The sequence below is a fragment of the Bacillus sp. OV166 genome (genome assembly GCF_900177675.1).
Taxonomy (GTDB): Bacteria; Bacillota; Bacilli; order Bacillales; family Cytobacillaceae; genus Neobacillus.
Genome location: NZ_FXWM01000001.1, coordinates 2,932,505 through 2,955,424, shown reverse-complemented (window position 1 = coordinate 2,955,424; position 22,920 = coordinate 2,932,505). Strand labels below are relative to the sequence as shown.

Genomic DNA, 22,920 nt, shown 5'->3' with positions numbered 1-22,920 from the left:
ATCCACCTCACACTATTAAATCATTTTCAGATTTTATTTCTACGACTTCATGTACAAGCCTTTGGAGGACACCAGCAAAGGTTGCGATTACGCTTAAAGCAAAGGTCGAATATAATCCCATTGCTATGACACCTGCTCTGTCACCTTCCATATATATAGCGACGAATTTAATTCCTGCAACAATCAAGGCACTGATTGTGATGGCACAGCACTTGATAACCTTCAAAGCTCTAACAGATAATTCAGAGAAAGCCTTGTTTTTATCAATGTAAATTAATAGTTTAAATGCTTTATACAGTGCGATGAAAAATGGAATAGATAATAAATAGGCTGATAGTAAAAAGGGATATTGCAAGTAAGCAGTCTCTGGATGCGCTTCTGCATCTCTACTGGCTATCTCAGGCGCCCAAAATATACACAATGCAATTGCCACAATTCCAATAAGAAGAATAACTCCCTTTAGGAAAAAAGTTGCCCCTCGGTTCATAGAAAACACCTCTCTAATAATGTCCATGCGTTCCTTACGTTTTCAAATCAATTACCTTTATTTTTCTTTTAGTCAGCATCACTTTGATCCTGATTATATTTGCTATGTTTTTGCCTTATACCGTTAAATCATTGTCTGATTTTATATCAATCGCTTCTTTTAAAAGCTTTTGAAGAACAGCAGCAAAAACGGCAATCACCATGGAAGCAAAAGGTACAACCAATCCGACAAAGATGACTCCTGGGGCGTCGTCTTTCTCCGCAAAGAGATAGAAAAACGGCAAGACTAGTACATGCAAGATACTGATTGTGATGGCACAGTTTTTGATTTTCTTTAAAGCTAATACAGAAATTTGCGAGAAGGCTTTATTTTTGTCAATATAACGTAATAGTTTGAAAGCCTGATACAAAGCAAAGTAAAAAGGAATCGCCGATGCATAAAAAACGATGGAAACGAGATATTTTATATAAGCAAACTCTGGAAGCAATTTTGCTACAACATTCCCTATCTCAGGCACCAAAAAGATACACAAAGCAAGAACCGGAATTCCAATAAGAATATCAGCTATCTTTAAAAATAATGTTGTTCCTCTTTTCATAAAAGCACCTCGCTAATTTATTGTTAATTGGATTTTAATACACTTTTTATCGTTTTTCAATAAATTTTTATTATTTTTAATAATATTTTTGTTGTGAAACAATTATTAATTTTAGACAAAGATAAAAAGCATTCCTATTACAAAGAAATGCTCTAGAAACTTAAACTATAAAATTTATAAATTGTTCAATATAAAAAATAATTTTAATTCAATTAAATGTATCAAATCTAGATTCTGTATCGAAATATATCATCCTTTATAATAATCTAAGGCTTTTTGGTAATCCTCCAGTGTATCAACATCCATTATTACTCCCGGGTCATCTACATTTATGTACATTTTTTCGAAACCGCCCAGGACCGCACGCAAATTGCTTTCTGGATTGGTTTCGAGAATTTTCTGTTTCACTTCGCTTGATAATTTGATGGGATGGCCGCCTTTATAATGAAAGCTGGGAATAACGACGTTCCCTTTGTGTTCTGATATTAGATGAACGGTCTCTTTTTTAACAAGCGGACAATCTCCGGGTGTTATAAAGAAGCTTGGTTCAGTTACTTCGTTACAGCCCTTTTGAATGGAACTAAACATTCCATTGTTAAAGTCTTCATTATGAACAAACTTGATCTGAAATGAATAGGCATTTTTACTGGTGATTTTTTCCATTTTCTCTTGGATGAGTTCCGCTTGAAACCCAGCTACGACGATGACCCTGCTGCATAATCCTTCAAATTTAGATAAGGTATGCTCCAATATGGACATTTCCCCCAGAGGCAATGTCATTTTAAATGTATTCGCTCGGCTGGAATATCCAGCAGCTAAGACGATTGCTTCCATTTTATGTCCCCCTCTACCTATCGTTTAATCTAAGTCTTCTATTAGTCTTGTAACCCCACTTTTCAATTACATTTTCTTTAATACTTATTCTATATGATTTTTAAATAGACTATTAAGCCTCACTTGCTTTTTCACGAACATGGTCACGGGAAAGGTTCTAGTTGCCATCTACTTCATAGAAGTCACAAAGTTAGTCAAAAGTAGTACCTCAACACTTCTAACCCCGTTCTAAGAAAGAACGGGGTTAGAATAAAGTTTTTTATTTTTGATTTTAAATACTTCGTTTCTTTTGTATTATCATTTTATGAAACCCCTCGCTTTAGTGATGGGGAGATTCATTCTGATGGCAATTCGTTAAAGAACGCTACATCCTCAATAGGAAGACGTGTAGTAGGATGTCCTGGTTTTGTTGCTTTCCCAATTGCAATGAGCATAACCGGCACAAATTGTTCGGAAATTCCGAAAGCTTCTACGAACTTCGCTTTATCGTACCCTCCCATCGGAACAGTGTCGTAACCTTTGGATCGGGCGACAAGCATGAGTTGCATCGAGATAAGGCCTCCATCAGTATATACGATTTGACGAGCCACTTCAGACGGCAAGTTTGAGTACATGCCAACTGTTCGTTCGATGAATGATTTAGCCGTATCAGCCGGCATAAAGCCGGCTTCAACTGCCTGTCCATAAATTTTTTCGGCTTTTTTGTAGCTTTCCACATCGCCAAGCACAGCAATAACGGCAGAAGCTTCGACTACTTGTTGTTGGTTAAACGCGATTGGCAAAAGCTTTTTCTTTAACTCCAGTTTATCGATGACTAGAAACCGCCATGGTTGCAGGTTCGAAGACGAAGGAGCCAACGTTGCTAGCTCCAGCATTTCGGTCATTTCTTCGCGTGAGATCCGCACTGTTGGATCAAATGTACGAACAGATCGACGTTCACGGATAACATCTAAGAACATTTGCTGTTCGAGCCTATCTATAGTTTGAGAGTTTGACATAATAATTCCTCCTAGTAATGATAGTTTACTTCATCTCTACTACGAACATTTTAAGGAAAATTCATATATAGTAAGAGTTTTTAACCCTATCATGAAAAATGTAATAAAAGATACTTCATACACTATTGTTTGCAACTTACTAAGTTACCTTACTCAAATTGAACTAAATTGTCAAAAATAATATAATAGTAACTTTAACCATTAACACTGCTAATCCCCTTTAATTTGGGAGGAAAAAAGACGATATCCACTACTTAAGGGGGGGCCGTCAGGAAAATGCGGATTTACAACGTTAAGGAAATTCTTAAATAAATAGCCCAATTTCTCAGCATTAAAATTGAGAAATTAGGCTTTTTCGTTACTCGGACATACCCCAAGTGAAGTCGCTGTTAAGGAAGTAAAAGAAGAATCGGGATTTAATGTGAAACCAATCAAAATATTAGCTGTAACCGATAAAAAGTGCCACCCACATCCTCCTTCTGCTTTTCATGTTTATAAAATATTTATTCAATGTGAAATAATTGGCGGGCAGCCAGCTAAAGGAATTGAAACAAGTGAAGTGAAGTTCTTTGCTGAAAACAACCTGCCTCCTCTGTCAACAGCTCGGAATACAAAAACACAAATTGAGATGGCTTTTAAATACTTAAAAAATCCCCATGAAGCAGTTTATTTTGATTAAGTTTATTTTATAAAAGTACTTCCTTTTTTTAATCACTAAATGTTTAAGACCAAGATGTATTTGAAATCCCTCAAAATACATCTTGGTTTTGAATTTCTATTTTCTTTAAAGCCCCGAATCTTTACACTAAAAAATTTAACCTCATATTTTTCAAGAACTTTATCATGTGTCTTGTTTGAACTTCACTTTTTATCTTTATCATTTGGCCACTGCATCTTAATAGATTCTCTGAATTGGTCCATATTAAAGTTTTTACCTGGACAACTTTTTGTGACCCCTTTTAATTCACGATGTCCCAGAATGTGAGTAGTTGATAAATTAAATTGATGTAAAAGGAAAATGCATAGTTTACTCAATGATTTTAGCTGCTCTATTGATGGAGTATGAATATCAAAATTACCAGCTAAACAAATACCTATTGATTTTTCATTATATGAATATGCGTGTGCTCCAACATGGTATCCTCTTCCTTTAATAATTTCACCATTTTCCTCAATAAAAAAATTGTATCCTATTCCACTCCATAGACGATGATCCTGATGAAACCTATGCGTCTTATTAATATCCCAACCTATATCTTCTGTATGGTGTACAATGATGTACATGACATCTTTTAAAGCAATAAGCGGTTCTTTAAACGATAAATTAAGATCTTTAATCATTCCCGGTTCTACTTTCATGTAGACTTCTCCTCATCACATAAGCTTAATCATGATCCCCGTCTTATCATCTGAACGAAGATTATTCCTTTTCTCATATTGTTCTAAGGCACAAGAATATACTTGTAAACCGATTCTATGTATCTTTTTAAATGTTTCTTCAATTGAATAGTTTGGATGAAAAAGGCCATCTGTTATCATTAATATTGTTTTGATTTCACTGATATTTACTTGACCATGCTGAATAAGATTGAAAACTTCTTTTTTTCCATTAGCTACAGTGTAACCATATTCCTTATTAGCTAATGAACGATTAAAGATAAGCTGTTGAGTAAGATCCTGATAATACTCCTCATCTGGAATTTTAAGTCCTTGCTTTCTTTGTTGTTCACGCCATGCCTTCGCTCTATAACTTATATCTTTTACGGTATCCCTTGTTAAGGCTTTTATGGTTCCGTTTTGATACTCAGCAATGATCATACAATCACCAAGTTGAGCATAAGAAATCTTTCCGTCTTTTTCAATCTTTATAATTGCAGCACATGTTGACCAAAGATTTTCATATTTTTCCTGATTCACCTTGTATTTTCCCATGTGTTCTCTCAACATTCTATTAGCAGCCATGATTCCTTCAACTAATGAAAGGTTACTTCGGTAGAGTCTTAAGAAATAATCTTTAAATATATTTGATGCTAAATAAGCACCGTTCATTCCGTTTTCATCTTTGAATGGCATTAATGGAGTTGCCCCATCAAAAACCCCATAGACATTTATCTTTTCATTTAATACGATTGAATCTTCACTTACACTTTTATGAGGGGCAGCACATAAAAAAGACTCAACTTTCATTGGTTGTCCACCTTCTTTTTTATCAAAATTAACAGAAAATCGATTAAATTTTTTAAGATATTATATGATGTAACAAGAATTTTTATGGTACAGAAAACGCTCTGAGCAAATAAAGCTCTGAGCGTACTTTTTAACCAACCTAAATATATTAAGTGTTCATTTATAAATGACTAAGACTCGATTTCTAAAAACAATCTCATTAATAATAACCATGGATTTAAATTTAATATCTATTATCTCTACATCCTTTGTTTCTTTTAACCAATCATATAATTCTTCTAAATCTTCAAATAATTCCACTTGAATAGATGAAGCATACGCATTACATAAACCCATCAAAATCCTCCAAATAGTTACTTAACAAAACAGTTAGCTAAAAAAACCCCTAATGAAATATTTTCATCTTGGGGTGTGAATCAGCAAATCATGTGAGTTTCTTGTTAAAGTGTAAATTAATAATGATTTATTATCTATTTGTCCTAACAAGTACTTTTGTGCTTTCTTTTAGAAGATTTACTAGCATTTTATGATTGTTTTTTGCTATTTTCACATATTCATTGCTTACTTTTTGCAAGCCACTGCGGCCTTCGCGTGAGTAGTGAATGTAGGTTTCACAACTCTCTTCAACGTTCTTTTCTAAACGTTCGATTAGGTCAACAGTTAATTTGATCGGCGTTACAGCCAATTTCTCTAAACGTTCAGAAGCTTCTTCTACTCGATTTGTAAGCTGAGCCGATTCTTGATTCAATAGGTCATTTTTTGCAAAATTGCTGGATACACCTTTAACGATTTCATTATTAATCTTTCTTGTTCCTGTATATAAATTAGCGATTGATTTTCTATATTCTTTATTGAACTTAATGACATCTTTTACAGTCTTAAGATAAGCTTCTTCACTACTATCGTGGAACTTTCTTGCTCGATCCAATATTTGCTCGTATTGGTTCCAAAGTGTTTCTACATATGTATTAGATGGAACTACTTCTTCTTGAACTTCAGCATTCATTTGTGTTTTCGTTTCTACAAATAGCGTAGATTCAATTACTTCTTCTTGAGCTTCTGCTTGTGTTATTGTTTCTACTACTGGATTAGATACAATAACTTCTTCTTGATGTTCACCTTCAATTTGTGTTTTTACTACTTGACCTTTTTTGCTTTTCATTGTCGCGGTTGAATTCATTTTTGTTCCTCCTCATTATTTACATTCGTTTCTCTATGGAATCCTTCTTTTGAAATGAAGGGATATAGAGCTAAAGTATACTGAAACTCTTCGCTATCTTTTGTCAACTTATATCTTTTATTTGAATATATATGTATTTTACACCTATAGGTCGAATTTTGTCAATCGCTGAATCCTTTTAACAAATCGAAATTTGTAAAGTGTGAATTTTCAGAATGAAGGTGATACCCCATATACACCTTTAAAAGTTCGCCAAAAATTCTCTTCAACATAATATAAGAAAAAGGCTGCCATTTTTTTCAAGACCTAAATAAAAAAAATCCTTAAAAAATAAAGAAGAGCACATATTATACATGACTAATATGTGCTCTTCTTTATTTAATTAATGCGCCATTTAACTGAATAAACGACTTCATATTTTAGCTCTTATTATGGAGGAGAAAATGTAACTAAAGCATGTGTCAGTTGAATAACAGGGTGGGAGAAAAATACTTCTAATTTAATTATTTTGCTCAAGGCAATGATAAACTGCCATCATATCTTGTTTATTTAACTCACGAATACGATTGAAAATTGGAATATCAGCGACAGCTTCTGTATATAAGCTTTCATCAACAACATCACATGTGGCATAACCTTTTATAAAATTTCCTTTACATCGGGTACACTTTATATATTTACTGTCCTTTTCTAAATTTCAATTAATGATTATCCTTGCAAATCCTAGATTAGCTTTAGGCCACTTACAAAGATCAATACAGCAACAACCGTACGCAGCGGTCTTGTCGGGACCTTTGCAGAAATGCTACTGCCGATCAATACTCCTGGAATGGAGCCAATGAGTAAATTACCCACAAGCATATAGTTAACATTTCCATAACCAATATGAAGCAATCCTGCAACGGTTACCAAAAGAAACGCATGAGTAATATCAGTACCAACCATTTCTGATGTCTTCATTTGATACAGATAAATCATTGCCACAGCGAATAGAGAACCTGAGCCTAAAGAAGTTAGTCCGACAATAAACCCAAAAAGGCAGCCAATTAAAATGGTTAGCATTTTCTTTTCTTTCAAAGGTTTTAATTGCCAACGATTCGGTCTTAATTTTTTCTCCACAAAGGTTCTGATAATGATAGCCAGTGAAACAGCTATCAGAATGTATCCGAGGGAATGCCTAATAATCTGTTCTTGATTATGGTAATAAGCTTCAAAATAATGAAGGGAACCAATTGCTACCACCGCACTAGGAATACTTCCTATCGCTAATAACTTAACCATCTGAAAATTGACTGTTTTTTGTCTCCAATGTTGAAAAAGTCCGAAGAATTTCGTAATTGAGTTATATACAAGGTCTGTACCAACAGCAATTGAAGGATTAACCCCTATTAGAATTAATACGGGGGTTAGCAGTGCTGCTCCTCCTACACCCGTTAACCCTACCAAAAAACCTACAAGTAAACCCATCAATGTAATCCCTATACTCATATGCTCACGCCCTATCAATTCCAAGTATTTATATAGGGATTATATACATTTATATGAATCTTGTAAATAACAAAATATTTATTAGATTCTGAGAGTTTGTAACCGGTTATTTTCATTATTAAAAAGCTTATTTTATTTGAGCTTGTAACTTATTTTATTTCATTAGAAAAACTTAAAAATTTTGAATGATAATAAATAAAATACATAATCATGAAGTAGCAACTCTATTTTAAAGGAGGTATTTATATGAAAAATTCTCCTCTACCCAAAGTTAGCCCCTATCTGATTACAAAGAAGTTAGATCCTGAAAATCAGGAAACACCCATACATTTTAATAATTCCGATATTGTAAATGAAAAACTCTTTTATAGAAGAAACCATTTTCCTTACCCCAAGTTCGCCTCATCCTTCTATTTTCTTCCAATTGAGGGATTAGTGTACACCCCAAAAGTCTTTTCTTTAAAGGAAATTTACTCATTACCATCAAAAACAATAAAACTTGTTTTAGAATGTTCAGGTAATAAGCGAGAGTTGTTTAACCCAAAAGTGTTTGGAGAGCAATGGGGAAAAGGTGCGATAAGTCAAGGGATATGGAAAGGTATATCTTTAAGATCCTTATTTCAGTACACAGGATTGCTTGATACTGCCAAAGAAATTGTTTTTGAGGGTTATGATTATGGAGAAAGACCTGATTCTAACCAACTTTTTAATTTTTCGAGGAGTTTACCCATTGAAAAAGCCCTTAATCCAGATACCATTATTGCTTATCAATATAATAATCACCCCATCCCCTTCAAGCACGGATTCCCTCTGAGATTAATTGTCCCTGGATGGTATGCCATGGCATCTGTAAAATGGATAAAAAGAATTATTGTGATTGATAACGAATTTAAAGGTCCATTTCAATCTATTGATTACGTTTACTATCCGAGCAAAGAAAGCGATACTAGCAAAACTCCTGTCACTTCAATTAATGTTAACTCAACCATACTATACCCACTTAATATGCAACTAATGCGTACGGGAGTTTATGAAATTAATGGCATTGCTTGGGCAGGAACAGGCCAAATTACCCTGGTAGAAATTAGTTTGGATGAAGGTCATACTTGGAATACATGCCAATTGACTTCATCATCCGAGAAATATGCTTGGGTACGATGGATATATAAATGGGATGCTCTTAATGAAGGAGAATATACCATAAAATCAAAAGCAACTGATTCTTTAGGCAATATTCAACCATTGGATCCAATGTGGAACAGGAAGGGCTATGGTTATAACGCAATTGATTGTATAAAAGTAAAAATAGAGTAACCTGGAAAAGCACAATTACGAAGTAGATAAAATTCTTAAAAATATAAAAAGTCACTTCCGTTTTATTGGAGGTGACTTTTAGCGTTTTTGTATCGTCCTATGTAATAGCCCACACAATTTCACTAGTTATGGCTGCTGCGTTCCCGCCCTGACCAGTTTCCTAATGTCCTTGTTGGACTATAACTCCGCAGGTAGGACTCGAACCTACGACCGATCGGTTAACAGCCGATAGCTCTACCACTGAGCTACTGCGGAACAATTCTAACTACCTATTACATGATCATCGGATAATGAATCTAATTCAAGCTGTTTGTTGGTTGGTTTTAGTGGAAATGACGGGAGTTGAACCCGTGTGCAAAGATATTGGCACTTATACTTCTACGAGTGTAGTCAGTAGAATTGATTTCACTTACTTCGTTAGCCTACTGACAAGCATTGAAGCAGCTAGTCTGGTTCGTCTCTTCCTTCATCCTCAGACGGTGGAATTCGGCGTAGTCCACTTATGATGAGTCCCTTACCCTACCACATGGACGATGGAGGGAGGAACCGCTATCGTCTGTTATTAGGCAGCGAAAGCGAAGTTGTTGTTTTGTTTGCCAGTTATTAGGCTTTATCGTTTTTACGAGGACGATTCCCTCGACTCGCCATATAAGCTCAAACTATCCCTGTCGATACCATGACATCCCCATAATATAATGGCAGAGAAGAAGGGATTTGAACCCTCGCACCGGTTACCCGACCTACACCCTTAGCAGGGGCGCCTCTTCAGCCTCTTGAGTACTTCTCTGTAATAAAAGCTTACGCGTTAGTTCCGTTAAGAACTTACAAGAGAAATATATCATGTCTGCCAAATGGATGATAGCTGTAAATTTCGGTAGTCCAAAAGACCTAGTTGTATCATTGTTTTTTTCTACTTCAATCACTTGCAATTAAGTGTAAAACATTCCGTTTAAGGTTGAAAAAAGCATTACAATTATCAGTTTTATAAAAATTACAGAAGAAATTAATTATCGTTAGTGGACAAACAATGAGTTTGACACTTAACCTCGCCATAAGAAATAACTCCTTCTTTAGTTTTAGTTTTTAAAGGAAGCCACTTTTATGAAATATCCCTTTTTAATAAATTTCTTCTCTTCCATAAAAAATAAATCAATATTGAAAGGACCAATAAGCTCGTAATTAAATAAATACTATATTTCGATATATATAGTTCCACACTAGTCCAATTTTCCCCTAATATTCTTCCTAGTGTGATAAAAGTAATACTCCATATTAATGCACCCATAAATGCGTAAACCGCAAATTTTCTAAAGGGGAAGAGATTGACAGCAGCTATATATGCTGTAAGATGACGAACCCCAGGTATAAAATAACCTAGTAATAAAAGATAAGGTCCGAATTTCCTGAATAATTTCTTTGTTCTATTAATTTTTTGCTCAGTAATGTGAATTTTTGGTCCAAACTTTTCTAATAAAGGCAATCCAAATTTATAACCGATGAGGTAACTAAGCGAAATCCCCCCGTGGCCCCTACAAAGGCACTTACTATTGACATTATGTATGATAATTTTCCCTGAAACACATTGTAACCAATATATGTAAGAAGAACCTCATCGGGTATAGGAAGTCCAACAATACCACCGATCAAGGCGAAGGTTATTCCGAAGTACCCATAATGTTCTAGAAGGTAGTCAATATGGTTCTGCATTTAAGTGAGCAAACTGTAAGAGTGGAAAGAAAGTATCTTCTTTTTTATTTATTAAAATACTTCTGATAATAAAACTTATCTTAAAGGTGGAATGAGAAAAACTGTCGCTTTATTAAAAAAGCCACCAAATGGCAGCAGGTCTTCAACTCTTGCACCCGTTTGTTAAACAAGCCCCTTCTCTTATACTGCACATTTTAATCGTATGGTGTGAGCCGCTCAATTGTTTAACTTTTGTACTCGTTACTTTAAGTACAATTCTTAATAATCTGTTTCGTTAATTAAATCAAAAATAGACGATGCTTTATATTAAAGCATCGCACCTGTTAGTTATACTAGTCCCTTTTTAAACCAATATACAAATTTTTTAACAATATATAAAAATTGGATGTGACTTTTAGGGTATCTTTTAGAGATTTTGTTTTGTCCTATGTAATAGCCCACACAATTTCACTAGTTATGGCTGCTGCGCTCCCGCCCTGACCAGTTTCCTAATGTCCTTGTTGAACTATAACTCCGCAGGTAGGACTCGAACCTACGACCGATCGGTTAACAGCCGATAGCTCTACCACTGAGCTACTGCGGAACAATTCTAACTACCTTTTTACATTATCATCGGATAATGAATCTAATTCAGTTGGTTTTAGTGGAAATGACGGGAGTTGAACCCGTGTGCAAAGATATTGGCACTTATACATCTACGAGTGTAGTCAGTAGAATTAATTTCACTTACTTCTTTAGCCTACTGACAGGCGTTGAAGCAGCTAGTCTGGTTCGTCTCTTCCTTCATCCTCAGACGGTGGAATTCGGCGTAGTCCACTTATGATGAGTCCCTTACCCTACCACATGGACGATGGAGGGAGGAACCGCTATCGTCTGTTATTAGGCAGCGAAAGCGAAGTTGTTGTTTTGTTTGCCAGTTATTAGGCTTTATCGAATTTACGAGGACGATTCCCTCGACTCGCCATATAAGCTCAAACTATCCCTGTCGATACCATGACATCCCCATAATATAATGGCAGAGAAGAAGGGATTTGAACCCTCGCACCGGTTACCCGACCTACACCCTTAGCAGGGGCGCCTTTTCAGCCACTTGAGTACTTCTCTGTAATAAAAGCTTACGCGTTAGTTCCGTTAAGAACTTACAAGAGAAATATATCATGTCTGCCAAATGGATGATAGCTGTAAAATTTGGTAGTTCAAAAGACCTAGTTATGTCATTAAAACTTTATGGTTAACTTATATTTGATGATGATTGATGATTTCGTGTGAATTTGATTTCCACATTAAAATACCCATTAATTTTAGTTTAATACTATTTCTTGTATAAAGAACAAATGTTCGTGTATAATATAAAATATGACCACTACTGCTGTTAATAGAAGCACCATGGCTTACCTAATTTAATGACAAAGGAGAAAGTAAAATGATTAAACCCTATTTAATGTTTAACAGAGAATGCGAAGAGGCTTTTAAATGGTATCAAAAAGCATTTGATGGAGAAATGATTTTAATGCAAAGATACGGTGAGATGCCGGCAAATCCTAATTTTCCTATTCCTGAAAGCCATAAAAACCTTGTGTTGCATGCACAATTGAAATTAACGGATTCGGGTATTATTATGGGTTCGGATGGAAATCGAGACTTTCCAAATAGCGAGAAAGTGGTCATCAGTGTCGAACTTGACTCTGAAGAGCGTGCTAAAAATGCATGGAATGTGCTTGAAGATGGCGGAACCATTCTTATGGATCTTCAACCAACTTTCTTTGCCAAGCTGCATGGTTCTGTGAAGGATAAATATGGAGTAAGTTGGATGTTTACAGTAGAATAGATACGGCATCCCCATGTTACAAAAATGATTATTCTAGTTTAAGATAACAACAAAAAAAATCCCCTCCAAGTCTAGAAATCTTTGATGATTCTTTAGACTGAGAAAGGATATTTTTCGCTAGTCATTCACTCTCACCTATTTTCTTTTCAACATTAATGCTCTTATTTTCTATTTTTTGTAAATTATCCATTGAAATGTACGTGATGATAAATAACAACAATGCGGCGATCTCAAGATTAATATAATACATAATCCCACTGCCTAAAAATGATAATATTGTTTTTGTTTCTGAAGGGTTCGCTAAGAAGAAAAAATTCGTTCCAAGCTTTTGATTCAAGAAAAAAATAGGTACGGCGATAATGTTCACAGTTAAAAAGTTAAATAAAACCCCTTTCCTAGGAATCCTGTAACCTTCAAAATGGATAAAATACAATACGGACAATGGAATAGCTGAATGTTGAAGGAAATATCTTATGAATCGAAAATGAGGAAATTGGTTGACAATACCAGGAGTAATCATACTTAAAATAGGAGGTAGGGTACCGATAAAAAATAACAAATTAAACGCTTTTTGATTGTTTTTCAAGTATAAGAACAGTGCTAAAAAGGTACTAATTGAACAAAGCTGTAATGGAAGATCATCGACTTCCCATTTATTTGTTAATATTAACCACAAATGCTGTGATATCTCACAAACAAGCAAAATACCGAATAGTATCCATTTTATAATTGGCTGGTATGGTTTAAGTTTCTTTTTGTAATAAACTAAAGCGCAACATGTAATAAAGAAGAGAATTAACGTAACAATATGGGGAATAGAAAACAACGTGAAATTCCTCATTTCTGTAACAGAAAACATGATTTCATCACCTCTCACTGTGCATATAAGGCGGAGAGCTAAATCTAATTCTTTTCATATAAGCTGCTTATTGCCGCTACATCTTTTTAACCTCGGTTTTACTTTATATCCATTTCCTTTATATATATTTTTAATTTCTTGTACTAATTCTCAAAATTCCTCATTACACTGAACACAGCTAGTATTAAAATGTTGTAAACAATAATTCTCCCACGTAAATCACCTCTTAGGTTAATATACTATTGAGTATTAACAGAAAAGGGTGTCCTAAAAACTACACCCTTTTATGGTTACAGGACTCCCTAAAAAATAAAACACTTCACTTATATGAACTGTGACCCATAAAATGGACAGTCTAAAAAAAGACCGAATATTTTAAGCTGCTAATAAGTGACTCCGGTATTGTGCCGGAGTCATTTTATTTAGGCTCCATTGATATCTGTTGGTGTTGTACTCCTCAATATAGGTTCCTATCAATCCCTGTAATTCCTCAAAGCTCTGACATGAAGAATAATCTACTTCATCCTTTAAATGACCAAAGAATGATTCCATTGGGGCGTTATCCCAGCAATTTCCCTTACGGGACATAGACTGAGTAAGCTTTAGCTTTTTCACTCTTTTTTGAAATTCTGGATGCGTGTAATGGAATCCCTGGTCTGAGTGAATCATAGCTTCCGGATGAACTAGATCACCAAGTGCTACAGAGAGTTTATCCAATGTACAATAAACAAGATCCATCTTTAATGTTCTGGACAAATGATAAGCAACAATTTCCCTTGTCGAGGAGTCCTTTACACAAGACAAATAAGCCGGTTGCGCTGCTCCATAGTACACATAAGTAATATCCGTTAGCAATACTTTTCCAGGCTCACCTTGGTCAAATTCTCGATTTAATAGGTTAGAGAGAGTCTTATGTTCTTGGGTAGCTTTAGCCATTTTTTTGTAAGGATTAATTTGGCGAACCTTTGCCACTAAATTAAACTTCCTCATAATCCGTCGGATTTTTTTGTGATTCATTTCCACAAAATAGTCATTCTCTAAAATCATTTTGATAGTAAGTGCTCCAGCGAAACCCTTTTTCTTATCAAATATTTCCTTGATTAACTCATAATCATTCCAATCATTCTCTTCTCGATCAGACCGCATGCTTTCAGCCTTTACCCAAGCATAATATCCACTTCTGCTTACCTCTGCCTTCTTACAGAGGAATTTCACCATATGTATAAGCCCAAACTTTCTAATAGTTTGTTCGATAAGCATATACTTCTCTGAAACGGTTACTTTTTCTTCTTCTTCGCCTGCCTTTCTAGTTCGTCTAACTTTTTTAAGAATTCAAGCTCCGCTTCTAGGAATTTAATTCGTGCTTCAGCTTTCTTTAAGTTATCCTCAACTGAAAGAGGCTTTGAAGAGGGTCTACCAGTGCTTGCTTTTCCACGCCTTTCTGTGAAGAAACCATCCTCCCCAAACTGCTCAAATGTTTTCCTCCAGCGTTTTAAACATTCACTAGGTTTATCAGACCCAATCATTTCTAAGTCAAATCCATGTTCAATAAAAATTTGGGCAGGTCCTTTACCATTTGAATTTTCTTTAATTGCTTCTACCTTAAATTCAGGCTTATATGCGATAGAACGATCCGATACGTGTTGTACATTTGGATTCTGTTCTAGTAGTTTCATTTGAATTTCATTAAAAATAATTTTACTCATTATATGTCCTCCGCTCACATCATTGAGTTTGATTATAAACGGGTTTTTGTGAAATGGACACAGAAAAACCCGAATAAGGGACTTTTTATAAAGTGTCCATTATTCGGGTTATAGTTCAATATTTTTAGTGGAGTGTTTTGTCTGTTTTATTTATTAAATGCTTTAAAATTCTTCGTATACTGCAGGATCTTGGTTGTTTATTCTGCCATAAGGGCGAGTTAATCCTGATAGGATACTCATTTCTATTTCATCTAGGGAGAAGTCAAAAATAGATATATTTTCAAGCTGCCTTGCAGGAGATGATGATTTAGGAATGGCAATGGCCCCAAGTTGATAGTGCCAACGTAAAATAATTTGTGAAATAGACTTGTTATGATGATCGGCAATCTGTTGAATGGTATCATTTTGTAAAACTTCATTTGCTCGAGCTATTGGGCTCCAGGATTCCGTTGTAATGTTATTTTCTTCATGCCATTTTCTTTGTGGTGCTTGATTGAATAATGGGTGTAATTCGATTTGGTTAAGGCTAGGTTTCACACCTGTTTCTTTTTCTAAACGCTCTATATGTTCAGGTAAGAAATTACAGACACCGATCGAACGAATAAGCCCCCATTTTTTAGCATCAATTAATGCTTCCCAAGCTTCCACGTATATGTCCTGTTTCGGATTTGGCCAATGAATGAGATATAAATCATAATAATCTAGATTTGCCCGAAATAACGATTCTTGAATGGTCGCAACCGCCCTGCCATAGGTTTGATAGCGACCTGGCAGTTTCGATGTAATCTTTAATTTTTCTCTTGCAACAGAACTGCGTCTAACAGCCTCACCAACCGTGCCTTCATTTTCATAATTATAAGCAGAATCTATTAGTCTATATCCCATATCAATTGCGCTTAAGATGGAATGAACACCATCATTCCCTCTTAGCTTATATGTACCCAAACCGATCACTGGCAAAGTTAGCCCATCATTAAGTGTAATTTCTGGAATTAATTTATCCATCACTAATCCTCCTTTCCATAATAATAAAGCTTAGCATAATTTTGGTAACTTTTCATGGAAAGACTTCATCGCCAGCGGTTGTCATTACCCTAAGTATCGATGGTATAGTGCCTTTGCTTCGGAAATATCCTTGGTTCCGTGGACTAACACCCTTCCGTCTTTAAAAATGACTAATCGGTGCGGATCCACTGAATAAGATAATAGATACGGATTTCGCTGTACTGTTCCCCCTTGATTTGCCAATAATTTTTCTAATGCCACCAAGTCACGCAAGGCGGGAAGCGCAGGACGTATCTGAACAGAATCTCTTCCACAGAGGACAGCTGTCTTGGTTTGATTTTCAAAAGCTAAATAGGGGAAGAATCGTTCTTCCCCACAGGTTGGACAATCTTCTTTTTTCAATTTATCTACTTGGATCGTACTATGTTGATTTTTCCACAAGTCAAAAGACACGAGTTTGTTCCGCAGCGAATCCGCATCTCCGACCAAAATCTTCAAGGTCTCACTTATTTGATACGCAACGACCATGTTCACAGCTGGACTTATTATTCCAGCTGTGTCACAAGTTAATCCGCCTAGCGGAACGGTTTCAAGTAAACAAGCAAGGCAGGGTGTTTTTTCTGGAATAATCGTGTAGGATATTCCGTAGCTTCCCACACATGCCCCGTAAATCCAAGGGATGCCCACCTTTTGTGCTACATCATTCATGATCATTCTTGTTTCGAAATTATCGGTTGCATCAATCATCAGATCTACATTTTGAGCCCAGTCAAGAAGCTCTGTAACGGAGGCATCGCCAATGATGGCCTCAATCAGCACCGAAGAGTTAATCGCTGTTAATCGGTTTTTAGCTGCGATGACTTTGGGAATTCGGTTTTTGGCATCTTCTTCAGCATAGAGCTGCTGCCGCTGTAAATTCGACCATTCGACATAATCACGATCCACAATGGTGAGCTTCCCAATTCCCGCGCGGACAAGTGCTTCGGCACTTCCTGAACCGAGTGCTCCCATTCCGATGATGAGTACATGTTTCGTGGAAATTAGCTGCTGCCCGTCTTTCCCAATCGGTGAAAATAGTTCCTGTCGTGAGTAGCGATTCACCCGATACTCATTCCTTCCTTGGGACTGCTGGCTGTCGCATATCTCTTTTTCTCGATTCGTCCGGCTTCAAAGCCTAATCGTCCCGCTTCGATCGCTAAACTCATGGCTCGAGCCATTTTGACCGGATCATTTGCTGCTGAAACAGCCGTATTTAATAACACCCCATCAGCTCCTAATTCCATCGCCAATGCTGCATCAGCTGGGGAGCCAATACCAGCATCCACAATCACAGGCACGACCGCTTGCTCGATAATAAAGCCTAGGTTAACAGGATTGATGATCCCTTGACCGGATCCAATCGGCGAAGCCCCTGGCATGACCGCATGACAGCCCACTTCTTGGAGCTTTCGAGCTAAAACCACGTCATCGGATGTATAGGGGAGGACAATAAATCCTTCTTTCACTAATTCTTCCGTTGCTTTAAGGGTTTCAATCGGGTCAGGAAGCAAGGTATGATCACAGCCAATCACTTCCACTTTAATCATATCGCATAGTCCTGAAGCTTTCGCTAGTTTTGCGATCCGAACCGCCTCTGCTGCTGTTTTTGCTCCAGCAGTATTAGGCAGAAGCTTATATTTTTGAGTGTCGAGCTGTTCTAAAAAATTCGGCTGGCTTGGTTCAAAGATATTCATTCGTCTCACCGCAAACGTGAGGATTTCTGCTTTCGACACTAGCACTGCTTCCTTTTGGATTTCAAAGCTTGGATACTTTCCCGTACCAAGTAACAAACGAGATTGAAAGGATAATGAACCTATTTTTAACATGTCAACCGCCTCCTACAAAATGGACTATTTCGATTCGATCTTTATCTGATATTCTCGTACTTTGGTGCTCTAACCTGGTTAATATTTCACCGTTTACTTCCACAACAACGACCTTATCTTGGATGTCATAATATTTGAGAACATCTGAAACAGATACGATATGGTCGGGTAATTGGATCCACTCGCCATTTACTACTACCTCCATGGTTTTCCTCCTAACTAACCGTTTCTTTGTGCCGTTCTAGGTGAAAAGCAGAGAGTAGTTCCTGATTTAGTAATCTACCTGACACTAGGTCCGCAACTAGTTCCCCTGTCATCGGGCTTAATAAAATTCCATTTCGAAAATGGCCTGCTGCCACGAACAACCCACGCAAGCTTGGATGTTCGCCCATATAAGGAATTCCATCGCCTGTCTGCGGTCTGACTCCAGCCCATACTCGCTCCCATGCTGCCTCCTTAATCTGTGGAACTAATTGAGTCGCTCTTTCTATCAATGTAGCAATCCCTTCAGGAGTTACCTTGGTATCAAAGGTATTTTCAATCATAGTCGCACCTATATAAATTTCCCCATTTCGTTTCGGTACTAAATAACAACGTTTGTCGGAGAAAATGGTAGTGTTGATGATCGGCCTTTCTGTTCTAATCGAAAAGCATTCTCCTTTAACCGGATACACAGGAATATCGATTCCTGATTCTTGCATTAATTTCGCCGCCCAAGCTCCAGTGGCAACAACCACCTGTTCACAATGGATGACGCCCTTGCAGGTGGTAACCCCTTTAACCTGACCGTTTTCATAGACAAAAGACAGAACCTCCGTCTCTTCACATATTTGGGCACCAAAATGTTCCGCGGCTTTTGCAAAGGCTTGTGTTAACTTTGCTGGTTGCACATGCCCATCATGAGGGAGATACATCCCTCCAGCTACACTTGGTGAAAGAGATGGTTCCAGCAACCGTACTTCCGATGCATCGAGCCAGGTAATGGTTGGATCCCATTTTTTTTGGAAGGTGATCTGTTTTTTTACCTCGAGCGCTATTTCTTCGGTTTCGGCAATTTTCACCATTCCTTTATTCACATACTCAATATCAATTCCCGTATATTCAAATAACTCACTTGCGAGCGTTGAAAACATCGCTTGACTTTTTAAAGCTAGCTGGAATAAAGGACCGTCTTGTTCCAGCTCTGCTTGTGCTGCCAACATTCCTGCAGCCGCACTGGACGCTTGGCAAGCGACTCGTTCCTTCTCAATTATGATGACTTTTCTTCCCCTTTTTGCAAGCTGGTAGGCAATCGAGGACCCGATAATTCCGCCTCCGATAATGGCCACATCAAATGATTTTTCCACTTTGTTCATCTCCATTTAATACATTTAGGTAAGCCTTAACTGCTGCTAATGGATCGTGAGCACCTAAAACTCCTGACATGACTGCGATCCCTTTTGATCCTGCTTGAAGTACCTGCCCCGTATTTTCAGGTGTGATCCCGCCGATGGCTATTACCGGGATGTCTAATTGGGTAAGCCTTGCTAATTCCACTAGTCCTTTTGGGGTCTTACCCGGTTTTGATTGCGAAGGAAAGATATGGCCATATAGCACGTAATCAGCACCATTCTCTTTTGCTTGTTGTCCTTCCTCGTAGGAGTGGATGGAGCTCCCGAGGAAAAGCTGAGGAAAATTTTCTTTCACAAGCGCTGCATCTAAACTATGGAAGGCTAATTGAACTCCTCTAGCCCTTGTAACGCAGGCAACATCGACTCGGTCATTAATGATAATCTTTGATAGTGGGATGTTTTCATTTGTTAACCGTTGGACGGCTTGGAAAAGTTCCTTGGCTGTTTTTTGTTTTTCCCGCAAATGAATCGCGGTTATATAAGGATGAATTTCGCTTACAATTTCACATAACTGTTCGATTGGAATTTTCCCATTGGAGATAATATGTAACTCTTTATCTTTTATACTAGTTGAAATACCCGTCCCTCCTTTTAAGCAGATTCCGAAGATCTAAGGCTTAAAGTGAAAAACAAAAAACCACTTTCTTTAGGTAAGAAAGTGGTCGAAAATTCGAAATAGAAACATACGTTCTTCAAATATCCCGTTTTCCACTTCCCTACGCTGGTATTACCCAGATCAGGTTCATAGAGTCCCGAAGTAGTACTTCAATCTCAGCCCTTTAAAAAGGCACCTCTAGCGGATTTGCTTCATCTATTTAATTGTCATGTAATGATTTCCCTGCATGGATAATGTTAACACTTCAGGTAGAAATGTCAAATGTTTTTCTTTTTTTTATGGTAGACTAAACCCTATAGATGTTAACCAAATTACAATTATAGTTTACTTTTAATATCAAAAGGGAGTAAACAAACTGGGGGAGAATAATGTATAAGCTACGAGGACATCATCTTTTTTGCCTTCTAGGCTATCGGGGAATGGGCTATTCCCAAGAATACGTGGAAAATATGACTCTTTTGCATCAAACCTTGAGAAGCAACCCAAAAACGTTGATTATGCTTGTAAAGGGACCAGATCAGTTGTGTGAAAAGTTCCCTAATTCAGGTGAATACCATTGCCAAGACGACCAGATCTTTGAAAGAGATGCCGTTATTTTAGACAAAATGAACCTTACAATCGGACAAATTCTTAGATGGGAGGAAATTGAGTCCCGTATCCTAAAACATGTCATCCCCGCCGATATTCAAGTTGTCTGTGAAACTTGTTCTTGGCGTTCTTACGGGGTTTGCGAGGAAGGTATTCGAGAGATTCATGAAGGGAAGGGCTTAAGAAAAATTCAATAAACTTCATCTATTCAATGTCCACATGCCCACAGGGACGGTTCTTTTGGCCTTTTTTAATCTCTTTCCTTGTCCAAAAAAGCCAGTAGAACCGTCCCCATGATCCCATGGTCCTTCATGGTCCCTGTCCTTACACGCCCCGCTTATTTCCCCAAAGAAGTGCATGCAATTGTGGTAATACTTTTACATCATTCAATTGAGGGTCCGAAACCACACAATTGACTAACCACTCATATTTCAATAGTAGTTTTTGAATCAATTCATTATTATTGAAATTCGTAATATCATCGTTCCCAACCTGGAGATAAAAAGGAATATCTGCGTATCGGCTATGAACCTTTTTCGCATACTCAAGATCGGCTTCATCAAAGATGACGACTTTTAGACTCACTTGATGTTTAAAATCATTGTCGTTTAAATTTTGAAAAATAGAATCTAATATTTCGAAATTGGTTACCATGTTAGAGCTCGGCGGCTTTGGTGAAATGGTCAGTTCATTGACGTTTAGGAACCAGTCCTGCCATCTGCTTCCTTGTGTTTCGATGCCAATTTTGATGTCTTTTTCTTTTAATAAATCGATAAACACATCTAAGTTTTTCAATAGCGCCGGATTTCCCCCTGAGATCGTCACAAACGAGAAATTGTCCCCACCGACTCTTTTTAATTCATCCCAAATTTCTTCAGCGGTCATTTGCTGAATATCCTCTTTGGCACTGCCATCCCATGTAAAGGCAGAATCACACCAGCTGCATGAATAATCACAGCCGGCTGTCCGAACAAACATCGTCTTTTGACCAATGACCATGCCTTCTCCTTGAATGGTTGGGCCAAAAATTTCTAATACAGGAATCTTACTCATTCCTCCATCCACTCCCTTCTCGCTTCTGCGTAGCTTGTTGGGGTTTCAAACAGACGGACAAATTCCACTCTTGCACCATGATATTGGTTCCTACGTTCTTCTGTTGCTAAGGCATCTTTCATTTTCTCATATATCCAGACAACCATGTTTTCGGCTGTTGTATTCATCGATGGAAGGGTTTCGTTTAGGTATTGATGATCAAGATAGATTTCGATTTCATTTTTCCAAATGTCTTTAATATCGCCAAAGTCGATCATTAAGCCGCGTTCATCAACAAAACCACTTAATCCAAAAATAACTCTGTACGTATGGCCGTGCAAATTCTTGCATTTCCCTTCATAGCAATGCAAGTGGTGTGAAGCATCAAAGGTAAATTCCTTGCTCACTAGCACACGTTTCGAATGATATTTTAATTGATGAGGTTGAATGTCCTCATTTATTTTTTGAAGTTTATCGACGATTCTGAAACCCATCGTTTAAAACCTCCCATTAAGAAAGTCATCAAGCCCTCTTTTTCTTAAGACGCAAGCTGGACACTCTCCACATCCATCCGAAATCACACCATTGTAACAGGTTAATGTTTTTTCACGAACAAATTCAAACGCTCCTAATTCATCTGCCATTGCCCATGTTTCAGCTTTGTTTAACCACATTAATGGCGTATGAATGACAAAATTATCGTCCATCGATAGATTCAAGGTGACATTAAGTGATTTAATAAAAATATCGCGACAATCTGGGTACCCGCTGAAATCTGTTTCGCAAACACCAGTGACTAAATGCTTGGCACCGATCTGACGTGCTAAAACACCTGCGAAGGTTAGGAATAACAGATTACGACCTGGCACAAATGTAGACGGCAGTTCCCCTTCGCCGCCATCAGTCACCTCAATATCTGAACGTGTTAACGCATTAGGGGCTAGTTGATTTAATAATGACATATCTAAAATATGGTGTTTCACACCAAGTTCTTTGGCTATATTTTTGGCACATTCAATTTCTAAACTATGCCGTTGATTGTAATCAAATGTAACTACTTCTACTTCTTTAAATTGCTTTAATGCCCAAAATAAACATGTGGTGCTGTCTTGTCCACCACTAAACACAACAATTGCCTTTTCGTTTTTCAACATGTATATCGAATACTTCCTTTCAAATAGAAAAAAACAGCACCCCAAGATAGAAGTGCTGCTTCATCTTAGTTTTTTTAATGTGG

The 22,920-nt window shown here is 37.1% G+C and carries 23 protein-coding genes, 4 tRNA genes, 4 other RNA genes, 2 pseudogenes and 1 riboswitch; of the genes and pseudogenes, 4 read left to right on the top strand and 29 right to left on the bottom strand.

Features of this window, described 5'->3' with window-relative positions:
• Positions 1–7: 7 nt before the first annotated feature.
• From CCK98_RS14245 to CCK98_RS14230, 4 genes are all read right to left on the bottom strand, one after another.
• Entirely contained in the window at positions 8–487 is a 480-nt protein-coding gene (locus CCK98_RS14245) for a DUF2975 domain-containing protein (protein WP_088087191.1), read from the bottom strand.
• A gap of 115 nt (positions 488–602) precedes the next feature.
• The gene (locus CCK98_RS14240; RefSeq protein ID WP_088087190.1) at positions 603–1,085 is read right to left on the bottom strand and encodes a DUF2975 domain-containing protein; all 483 of its coding nucleotides are present in this window, start codon (positions 1,083–1,085) and stop codon (positions 603–605) included.
• A gap of 249 nt (positions 1,086–1,334) precedes the next feature.
• Positions 1,335–1,919 (bottom strand): NTP transferase domain-containing protein, encoded by a 585-nt coding sequence (locus CCK98_RS14235; protein WP_088087189.1) that lies wholly within the window; start codon positions 1,917–1,919, stop codon positions 1,335–1,337.
• Between the two features lie 335 nt (positions 1,920–2,254).
• On the bottom strand, positions 2,255–2,917 hold the full coding sequence (locus tag CCK98_RS14230) for a nitroreductase family protein (protein WP_088087188.1): 663 nt from the start codon (positions 2,915–2,917) through the stop codon (positions 2,255–2,257).
• A 361-nt stretch (positions 2,918–3,278) separates the two neighbouring features.
• On the opposite strand from CCK98_RS14230, the pseudogene CCK98_RS14225 reads away from it, so the two are divergent.
• Positions 3,279–3,596: pseudogene (locus CCK98_RS14225) on the top strand (NUDIX domain-containing protein); the annotation flags it as partial.
• Positions 3,597–3,778: 182 nt separating this feature from the next.
• On the opposite strand, the gene CCK98_RS14220 reads toward CCK98_RS14225, so the two are convergent.
• From CCK98_RS14220 to CCK98_RS14195, 5 genes are all read right to left on the bottom strand, one after another.
• Positions 3,779–4,276, bottom strand: a complete 498-nt coding sequence (locus CCK98_RS14220) for a peptidoglycan recognition family protein (RefSeq protein WP_256942345.1) — start codon at positions 4,274–4,276, stop codon at positions 3,779–3,781.
• Positions 4,277–4,291: 15 nt separating this feature from the next.
• On the bottom strand, positions 4,292–5,104 hold the full coding sequence (locus tag CCK98_RS14215; protein WP_088087187.1) for a protein phosphatase 2C domain-containing protein: 813 nt from the start codon (positions 5,102–5,104) through the stop codon (positions 4,292–4,294).
• 156 nt (positions 5,105–5,260) lie between these two features.
• Positions 5,261–5,440, bottom strand: coding sequence for a hypothetical protein (locus CCK98_RS14210; protein WP_088087186.1), 180 nt, complete (start codon positions 5,438–5,440; stop codon positions 5,261–5,263).
• Positions 5,441–5,570: 130 nt separating this feature from the next.
• Complete coding sequence (locus CCK98_RS14205) at positions 5,571–6,284, bottom strand: hypothetical protein (protein ID WP_088087185.1); 714 nt, start codon at positions 6,282–6,284, stop codon at positions 5,571–5,573.
• 723 nt (positions 6,285–7,007) lie between these two features.
• A complete protein-coding gene (locus tag CCK98_RS14195) occupies positions 7,008–7,772 on the bottom strand; it encodes a sulfite exporter TauE/SafE family protein (protein ID WP_088087184.1) in 765 nt (254 codons plus the stop codon).
• 246 nt (positions 7,773–8,018) lie between these two features.
• Between CCK98_RS14195 and CCK98_RS14190 the strand changes: the two genes are divergently transcribed.
• The gene (locus tag CCK98_RS14190) at positions 8,019–9,086 is read left to right on the top strand and encodes a sulfite oxidase (protein WP_088087183.1); all 1,068 of its coding nucleotides are present in this window, start codon (positions 8,019–8,021) and stop codon (positions 9,084–9,086) included.
• A 98-nt stretch (positions 9,087–9,184) separates the two neighbouring features.
• On the opposite strand, the gene ffs (CCK98_RS14185) is transcribed toward CCK98_RS14190, so the two are convergent.
• The 9 genes and pseudogenes from ffs (CCK98_RS14185) to CCK98_RS14145 all read right to left on the bottom strand — a co-directional run bounded on the left by ffs (CCK98_RS14185) (position 9,185) and on the right by CCK98_RS14145 (position 11,897).
• Positions 9,185–9,270, bottom strand: an RNA gene (gene ffs, locus CCK98_RS14185) — signal recognition particle sRNA small type.
• Positions 9,270–9,341, bottom strand: a tRNA-Asn gene (locus CCK98_RS14180). The genes ffs (CCK98_RS14185) and CCK98_RS14180 overlap by 1 nt, the downstream gene beginning before the upstream one ends.
• Before the next feature lie 69 nt (positions 9,342–9,410).
• Positions 9,411–9,773, bottom strand: a transfer-messenger RNA (tmRNA) gene (ssrA, locus tag CCK98_RS14175).
• 9 nt (positions 9,774–9,782) lie between these two features.
• Positions 9,783–9,873: transfer RNA gene (locus tag CCK98_RS14170), tRNA-Ser, on the bottom strand.
• 312 nt (positions 9,874–10,185) lie between these two features.
• Positions 10,186–10,793 (bottom strand): annotated as a pseudogene (locus CCK98_RS37040) (DedA family protein).
• 426 nt (positions 10,794–11,219) lie between these two features.
• Positions 11,220–11,305: signal recognition particle sRNA small type (gene ffs, locus CCK98_RS14160), an RNA gene on the bottom strand.
• A tRNA-Asn gene (locus tag CCK98_RS14155) sits at positions 11,305–11,376 on the bottom strand. Before CCK98_RS14155 ends, ffs (CCK98_RS14160) begins: the two co-directional genes overlap by 1 nt.
• Before the next feature lie 58 nt (positions 11,377–11,434).
• Positions 11,435–11,797, bottom strand: a transfer-messenger RNA (tmRNA) gene (ssrA, locus tag CCK98_RS14150).
• Positions 11,798–11,806: 9 nt separating this feature from the next.
• Positions 11,807–11,897, bottom strand: a tRNA-Ser gene (locus CCK98_RS14145).
• 319 nt (positions 11,898–12,216) lie between these two features.
• Here CCK98_RS14145 and CCK98_RS14140 point away from each other — a divergent pair.
• A complete protein-coding gene (locus CCK98_RS14140; protein WP_088087182.1) occupies positions 12,217–12,621 on the top strand; it encodes a VOC family protein in 405 nt (134 codons plus the stop codon).
• A gap of 121 nt (positions 12,622–12,742) precedes the next feature.
• Here CCK98_RS14140 and CCK98_RS14135 read toward each other — a convergent pair whose 3' ends face one another.
• The 8 genes from CCK98_RS14135 to CCK98_RS14100 form a co-directional block, all read right to left on the bottom strand.
• Positions 12,743–13,480 (bottom strand): TIGR02206 family membrane protein, encoded by a 738-nt coding sequence (locus CCK98_RS14135; protein ID WP_088087181.1) that lies wholly within the window; start codon positions 13,478–13,480, stop codon positions 12,743–12,745.
• Between the two features lie 375 nt (positions 13,481–13,855).
• A protein-coding gene (locus CCK98_RS14130) for an IS3 family transposase (RefSeq protein WP_088087180.1) occupies positions 13,856–15,186 on the bottom strand; the annotation gives its coding sequence in 2 pieces (ribosomal slippage) (positions 13,856–14,814 and positions 14,814–15,186; 1,332 coding nt in all).
• Positions 15,187–15,348: 162 nt separating this feature from the next.
• On the bottom strand, positions 15,349–16,191 hold the full coding sequence (locus tag CCK98_RS14125) for an aldo/keto reductase (RefSeq protein WP_088087179.1): 843 nt from the start codon (positions 16,189–16,191) through the stop codon (positions 15,349–15,351).
• 84 nt (positions 16,192–16,275) lie between these two features.
• Positions 16,276–17,292: a thiazole biosynthesis adenylyltransferase ThiF gene (locus tag CCK98_RS14120; RefSeq protein ID WP_088087178.1), complete on the bottom strand. Its 1,017-nt coding sequence runs from the start codon at positions 17,290–17,292 to the stop codon at positions 16,276–16,278.
• On the bottom strand, positions 17,289–18,056 hold the full coding sequence (locus CCK98_RS14115) for a thiazole synthase (RefSeq protein WP_088087177.1): 768 nt from the start codon (positions 18,054–18,056) through the stop codon (positions 17,289–17,291). The genes CCK98_RS14120 and CCK98_RS14115 overlap by 4 nt, the downstream gene beginning before the upstream one ends.
• 1 nt (position 18,057) lies before the next feature.
• A complete protein-coding gene (gene thiS / locus CCK98_RS14110; protein WP_088087176.1) occupies positions 18,058–18,261 on the bottom strand; it encodes a sulfur carrier protein ThiS in 204 nt (67 codons plus the stop codon).
• Positions 18,262–18,271: 10 nt separating this feature from the next.
• Complete coding sequence (thiO, locus tag CCK98_RS14105) at positions 18,272–19,402, bottom strand: glycine oxidase ThiO (protein WP_088087175.1); 1,131 nt, start codon at positions 19,400–19,402, stop codon at positions 18,272–18,274.
• A complete protein-coding gene (locus CCK98_RS14100) occupies positions 19,386–19,988 on the bottom strand; it encodes a thiamine phosphate synthase (RefSeq protein WP_373408532.1) in 603 nt (200 codons plus the stop codon). Before CCK98_RS14100 ends, thiO begins: the two co-directional genes overlap by 17 nt.
• 155 nt (positions 19,989–20,143) lie before the next feature.
• Positions 20,144–20,252: riboswitch (TPP riboswitch) on the bottom strand.
• Between the two features lie 179 nt (positions 20,253–20,431).
• On the opposite strand from CCK98_RS14100, the gene CCK98_RS14095 reads away from it, so the two are divergent.
• Positions 20,432–20,848: a DUF1284 domain-containing protein gene (locus CCK98_RS14095; protein ID WP_088087173.1), complete on the top strand. Its 417-nt coding sequence runs from the start codon at positions 20,432–20,434 to the stop codon at positions 20,846–20,848.
• 127 nt (positions 20,849–20,975) lie between these two features.
• On the opposite strand, the gene queE is transcribed toward CCK98_RS14095, so the two are convergent.
• From queE to queC, 3 genes are read right to left on the bottom strand one after another with little or no spacing between them, the layout of a single operon-like run.
• Positions 20,976–21,704 carry a 7-carboxy-7-deazaguanine synthase QueE gene (queE, locus tag CCK98_RS14090; protein WP_088087172.1) on the bottom strand — a complete coding sequence of 243 codons (729 nt, stop codon included), beginning with the start codon at positions 21,702–21,704 and terminating at the stop codon, positions 20,976–20,978.
• Complete coding sequence (gene queD / locus CCK98_RS14085; RefSeq protein WP_088087171.1) at positions 21,701–22,177, bottom strand: 6-carboxytetrahydropterin synthase QueD; 477 nt, start codon at positions 22,175–22,177, stop codon at positions 21,701–21,703. The genes queE and queD overlap by 4 nt, the downstream gene beginning before the upstream one ends.
• A gap of 3 nt (positions 22,178–22,180) precedes the next feature.
• Positions 22,181–22,834: a 7-cyano-7-deazaguanine synthase QueC gene (gene queC / locus CCK98_RS14080; RefSeq protein WP_088090407.1), complete on the bottom strand. Its 654-nt coding sequence runs from the start codon at positions 22,832–22,834 to the stop codon at positions 22,181–22,183.
• Positions 22,835–22,920: the final 86 nt, after the last annotated feature.

Excerpts from the sequence above, each read along its gene's own strand:
- CCK98_RS14115 (WP_088087177.1), bottom strand. The coding sequence starts at position 18,056 with ATGTTAAAAATAGGTTCATTATCCTTTCAATCTCGTTTGTTACTTGGT.
- CCK98_RS14135 (WP_088087181.1), bottom strand. The coding sequence starts at position 13,480 with ATGTTTTCTGTTACAGAAATGAGGAATTTCACGTTGTTTTCTATTCCC.
- CCK98_RS14095 (WP_088087173.1), top strand. The coding sequence starts at position 20,432 with ATGTATAAGCTACGAGGACATCATCTTTTTTGCCTTCTAGGCTATCGG.
- CCK98_RS14230 (WP_088087188.1), bottom strand. The coding sequence starts at position 2,917 with ATGTCAAACTCTCAAACTATAGATAGGCTCGAACAGCAAATGTTCTTA.
- queD (WP_088087171.1), bottom strand. The coding sequence starts at position 22,177 with ATGGGTTTCAGAATCGTCGATAAACTTCAAAAAATAAATGAGGACATT.
- CCK98_RS14140 (WP_088087182.1), top strand. The coding sequence starts at position 12,217 with ATGATTAAACCCTATTTAATGTTTAACAGAGAATGCGAAGAGGCTTTT.
- CCK98_RS14220 (WP_256942345.1), bottom strand. The coding sequence starts at position 4,276 with ATGAAAGTAGAACCGGGAATGATTAAAGATCTTAATTTATCGTTTAAA.
- CCK98_RS14215 (WP_088087187.1), bottom strand. The coding sequence starts at position 5,104 with ATGAAAGTTGAGTCTTTTTTATGTGCTGCCCCTCATAAAAGTGTAAGT.
- CCK98_RS14240 (WP_088087190.1), bottom strand. The coding sequence starts at position 1,085 with ATGAAAAGAGGAACAACATTATTTTTAAAGATAGCTGATATTCTTATT.
- CCK98_RS14245 (WP_088087191.1), bottom strand. The coding sequence starts at position 487 with ATGAACCGAGGGGCAACTTTTTTCCTAAAGGGAGTTATTCTTCTTATT.
- CCK98_RS14190 (WP_088087183.1), top strand. The coding sequence starts at position 8,019 with ATGAAAAATTCTCCTCTACCCAAAGTTAGCCCCTATCTGATTACAAAG.
- CCK98_RS14235 (WP_088087189.1), bottom strand. The coding sequence starts at position 1,919 with ATGGAAGCAATCGTCTTAGCTGCTGGATATTCCAGCCGAGCGAATACA.
- CCK98_RS14210 (WP_088087186.1), bottom strand. The coding sequence starts at position 5,440 with ATGGGTTTATGTAATGCGTATGCTTCATCTATTCAAGTGGAATTATTT.
- CCK98_RS14205 (WP_088087185.1), bottom strand. The coding sequence starts at position 6,284 with ATGAATTCAACCGCGACAATGAAAAGCAAAAAAGGTCAAGTAGTAAAA.
- CCK98_RS14125 (WP_088087179.1), bottom strand. The coding sequence starts at position 16,191 with ATGGATAAATTAATTCCAGAAATTACACTTAATGATGGGCTAACTTTG.
- thiS (WP_088087176.1), bottom strand. The coding sequence starts at position 18,261 with ATGGAGGTAGTAGTAAATGGCGAGTGGATCCAATTACCCGACCATATC.
- CCK98_RS14195 (WP_088087184.1), bottom strand. The coding sequence starts at position 7,772 with ATGAGTATAGGGATTACATTGATGGGTTTACTTGTAGGTTTTTTGGTA.
- queE (WP_088087172.1), bottom strand. The coding sequence starts at position 21,704 with ATGAGTAAGATTCCTGTATTAGAAATTTTTGGCCCAACCATTCAAGGA.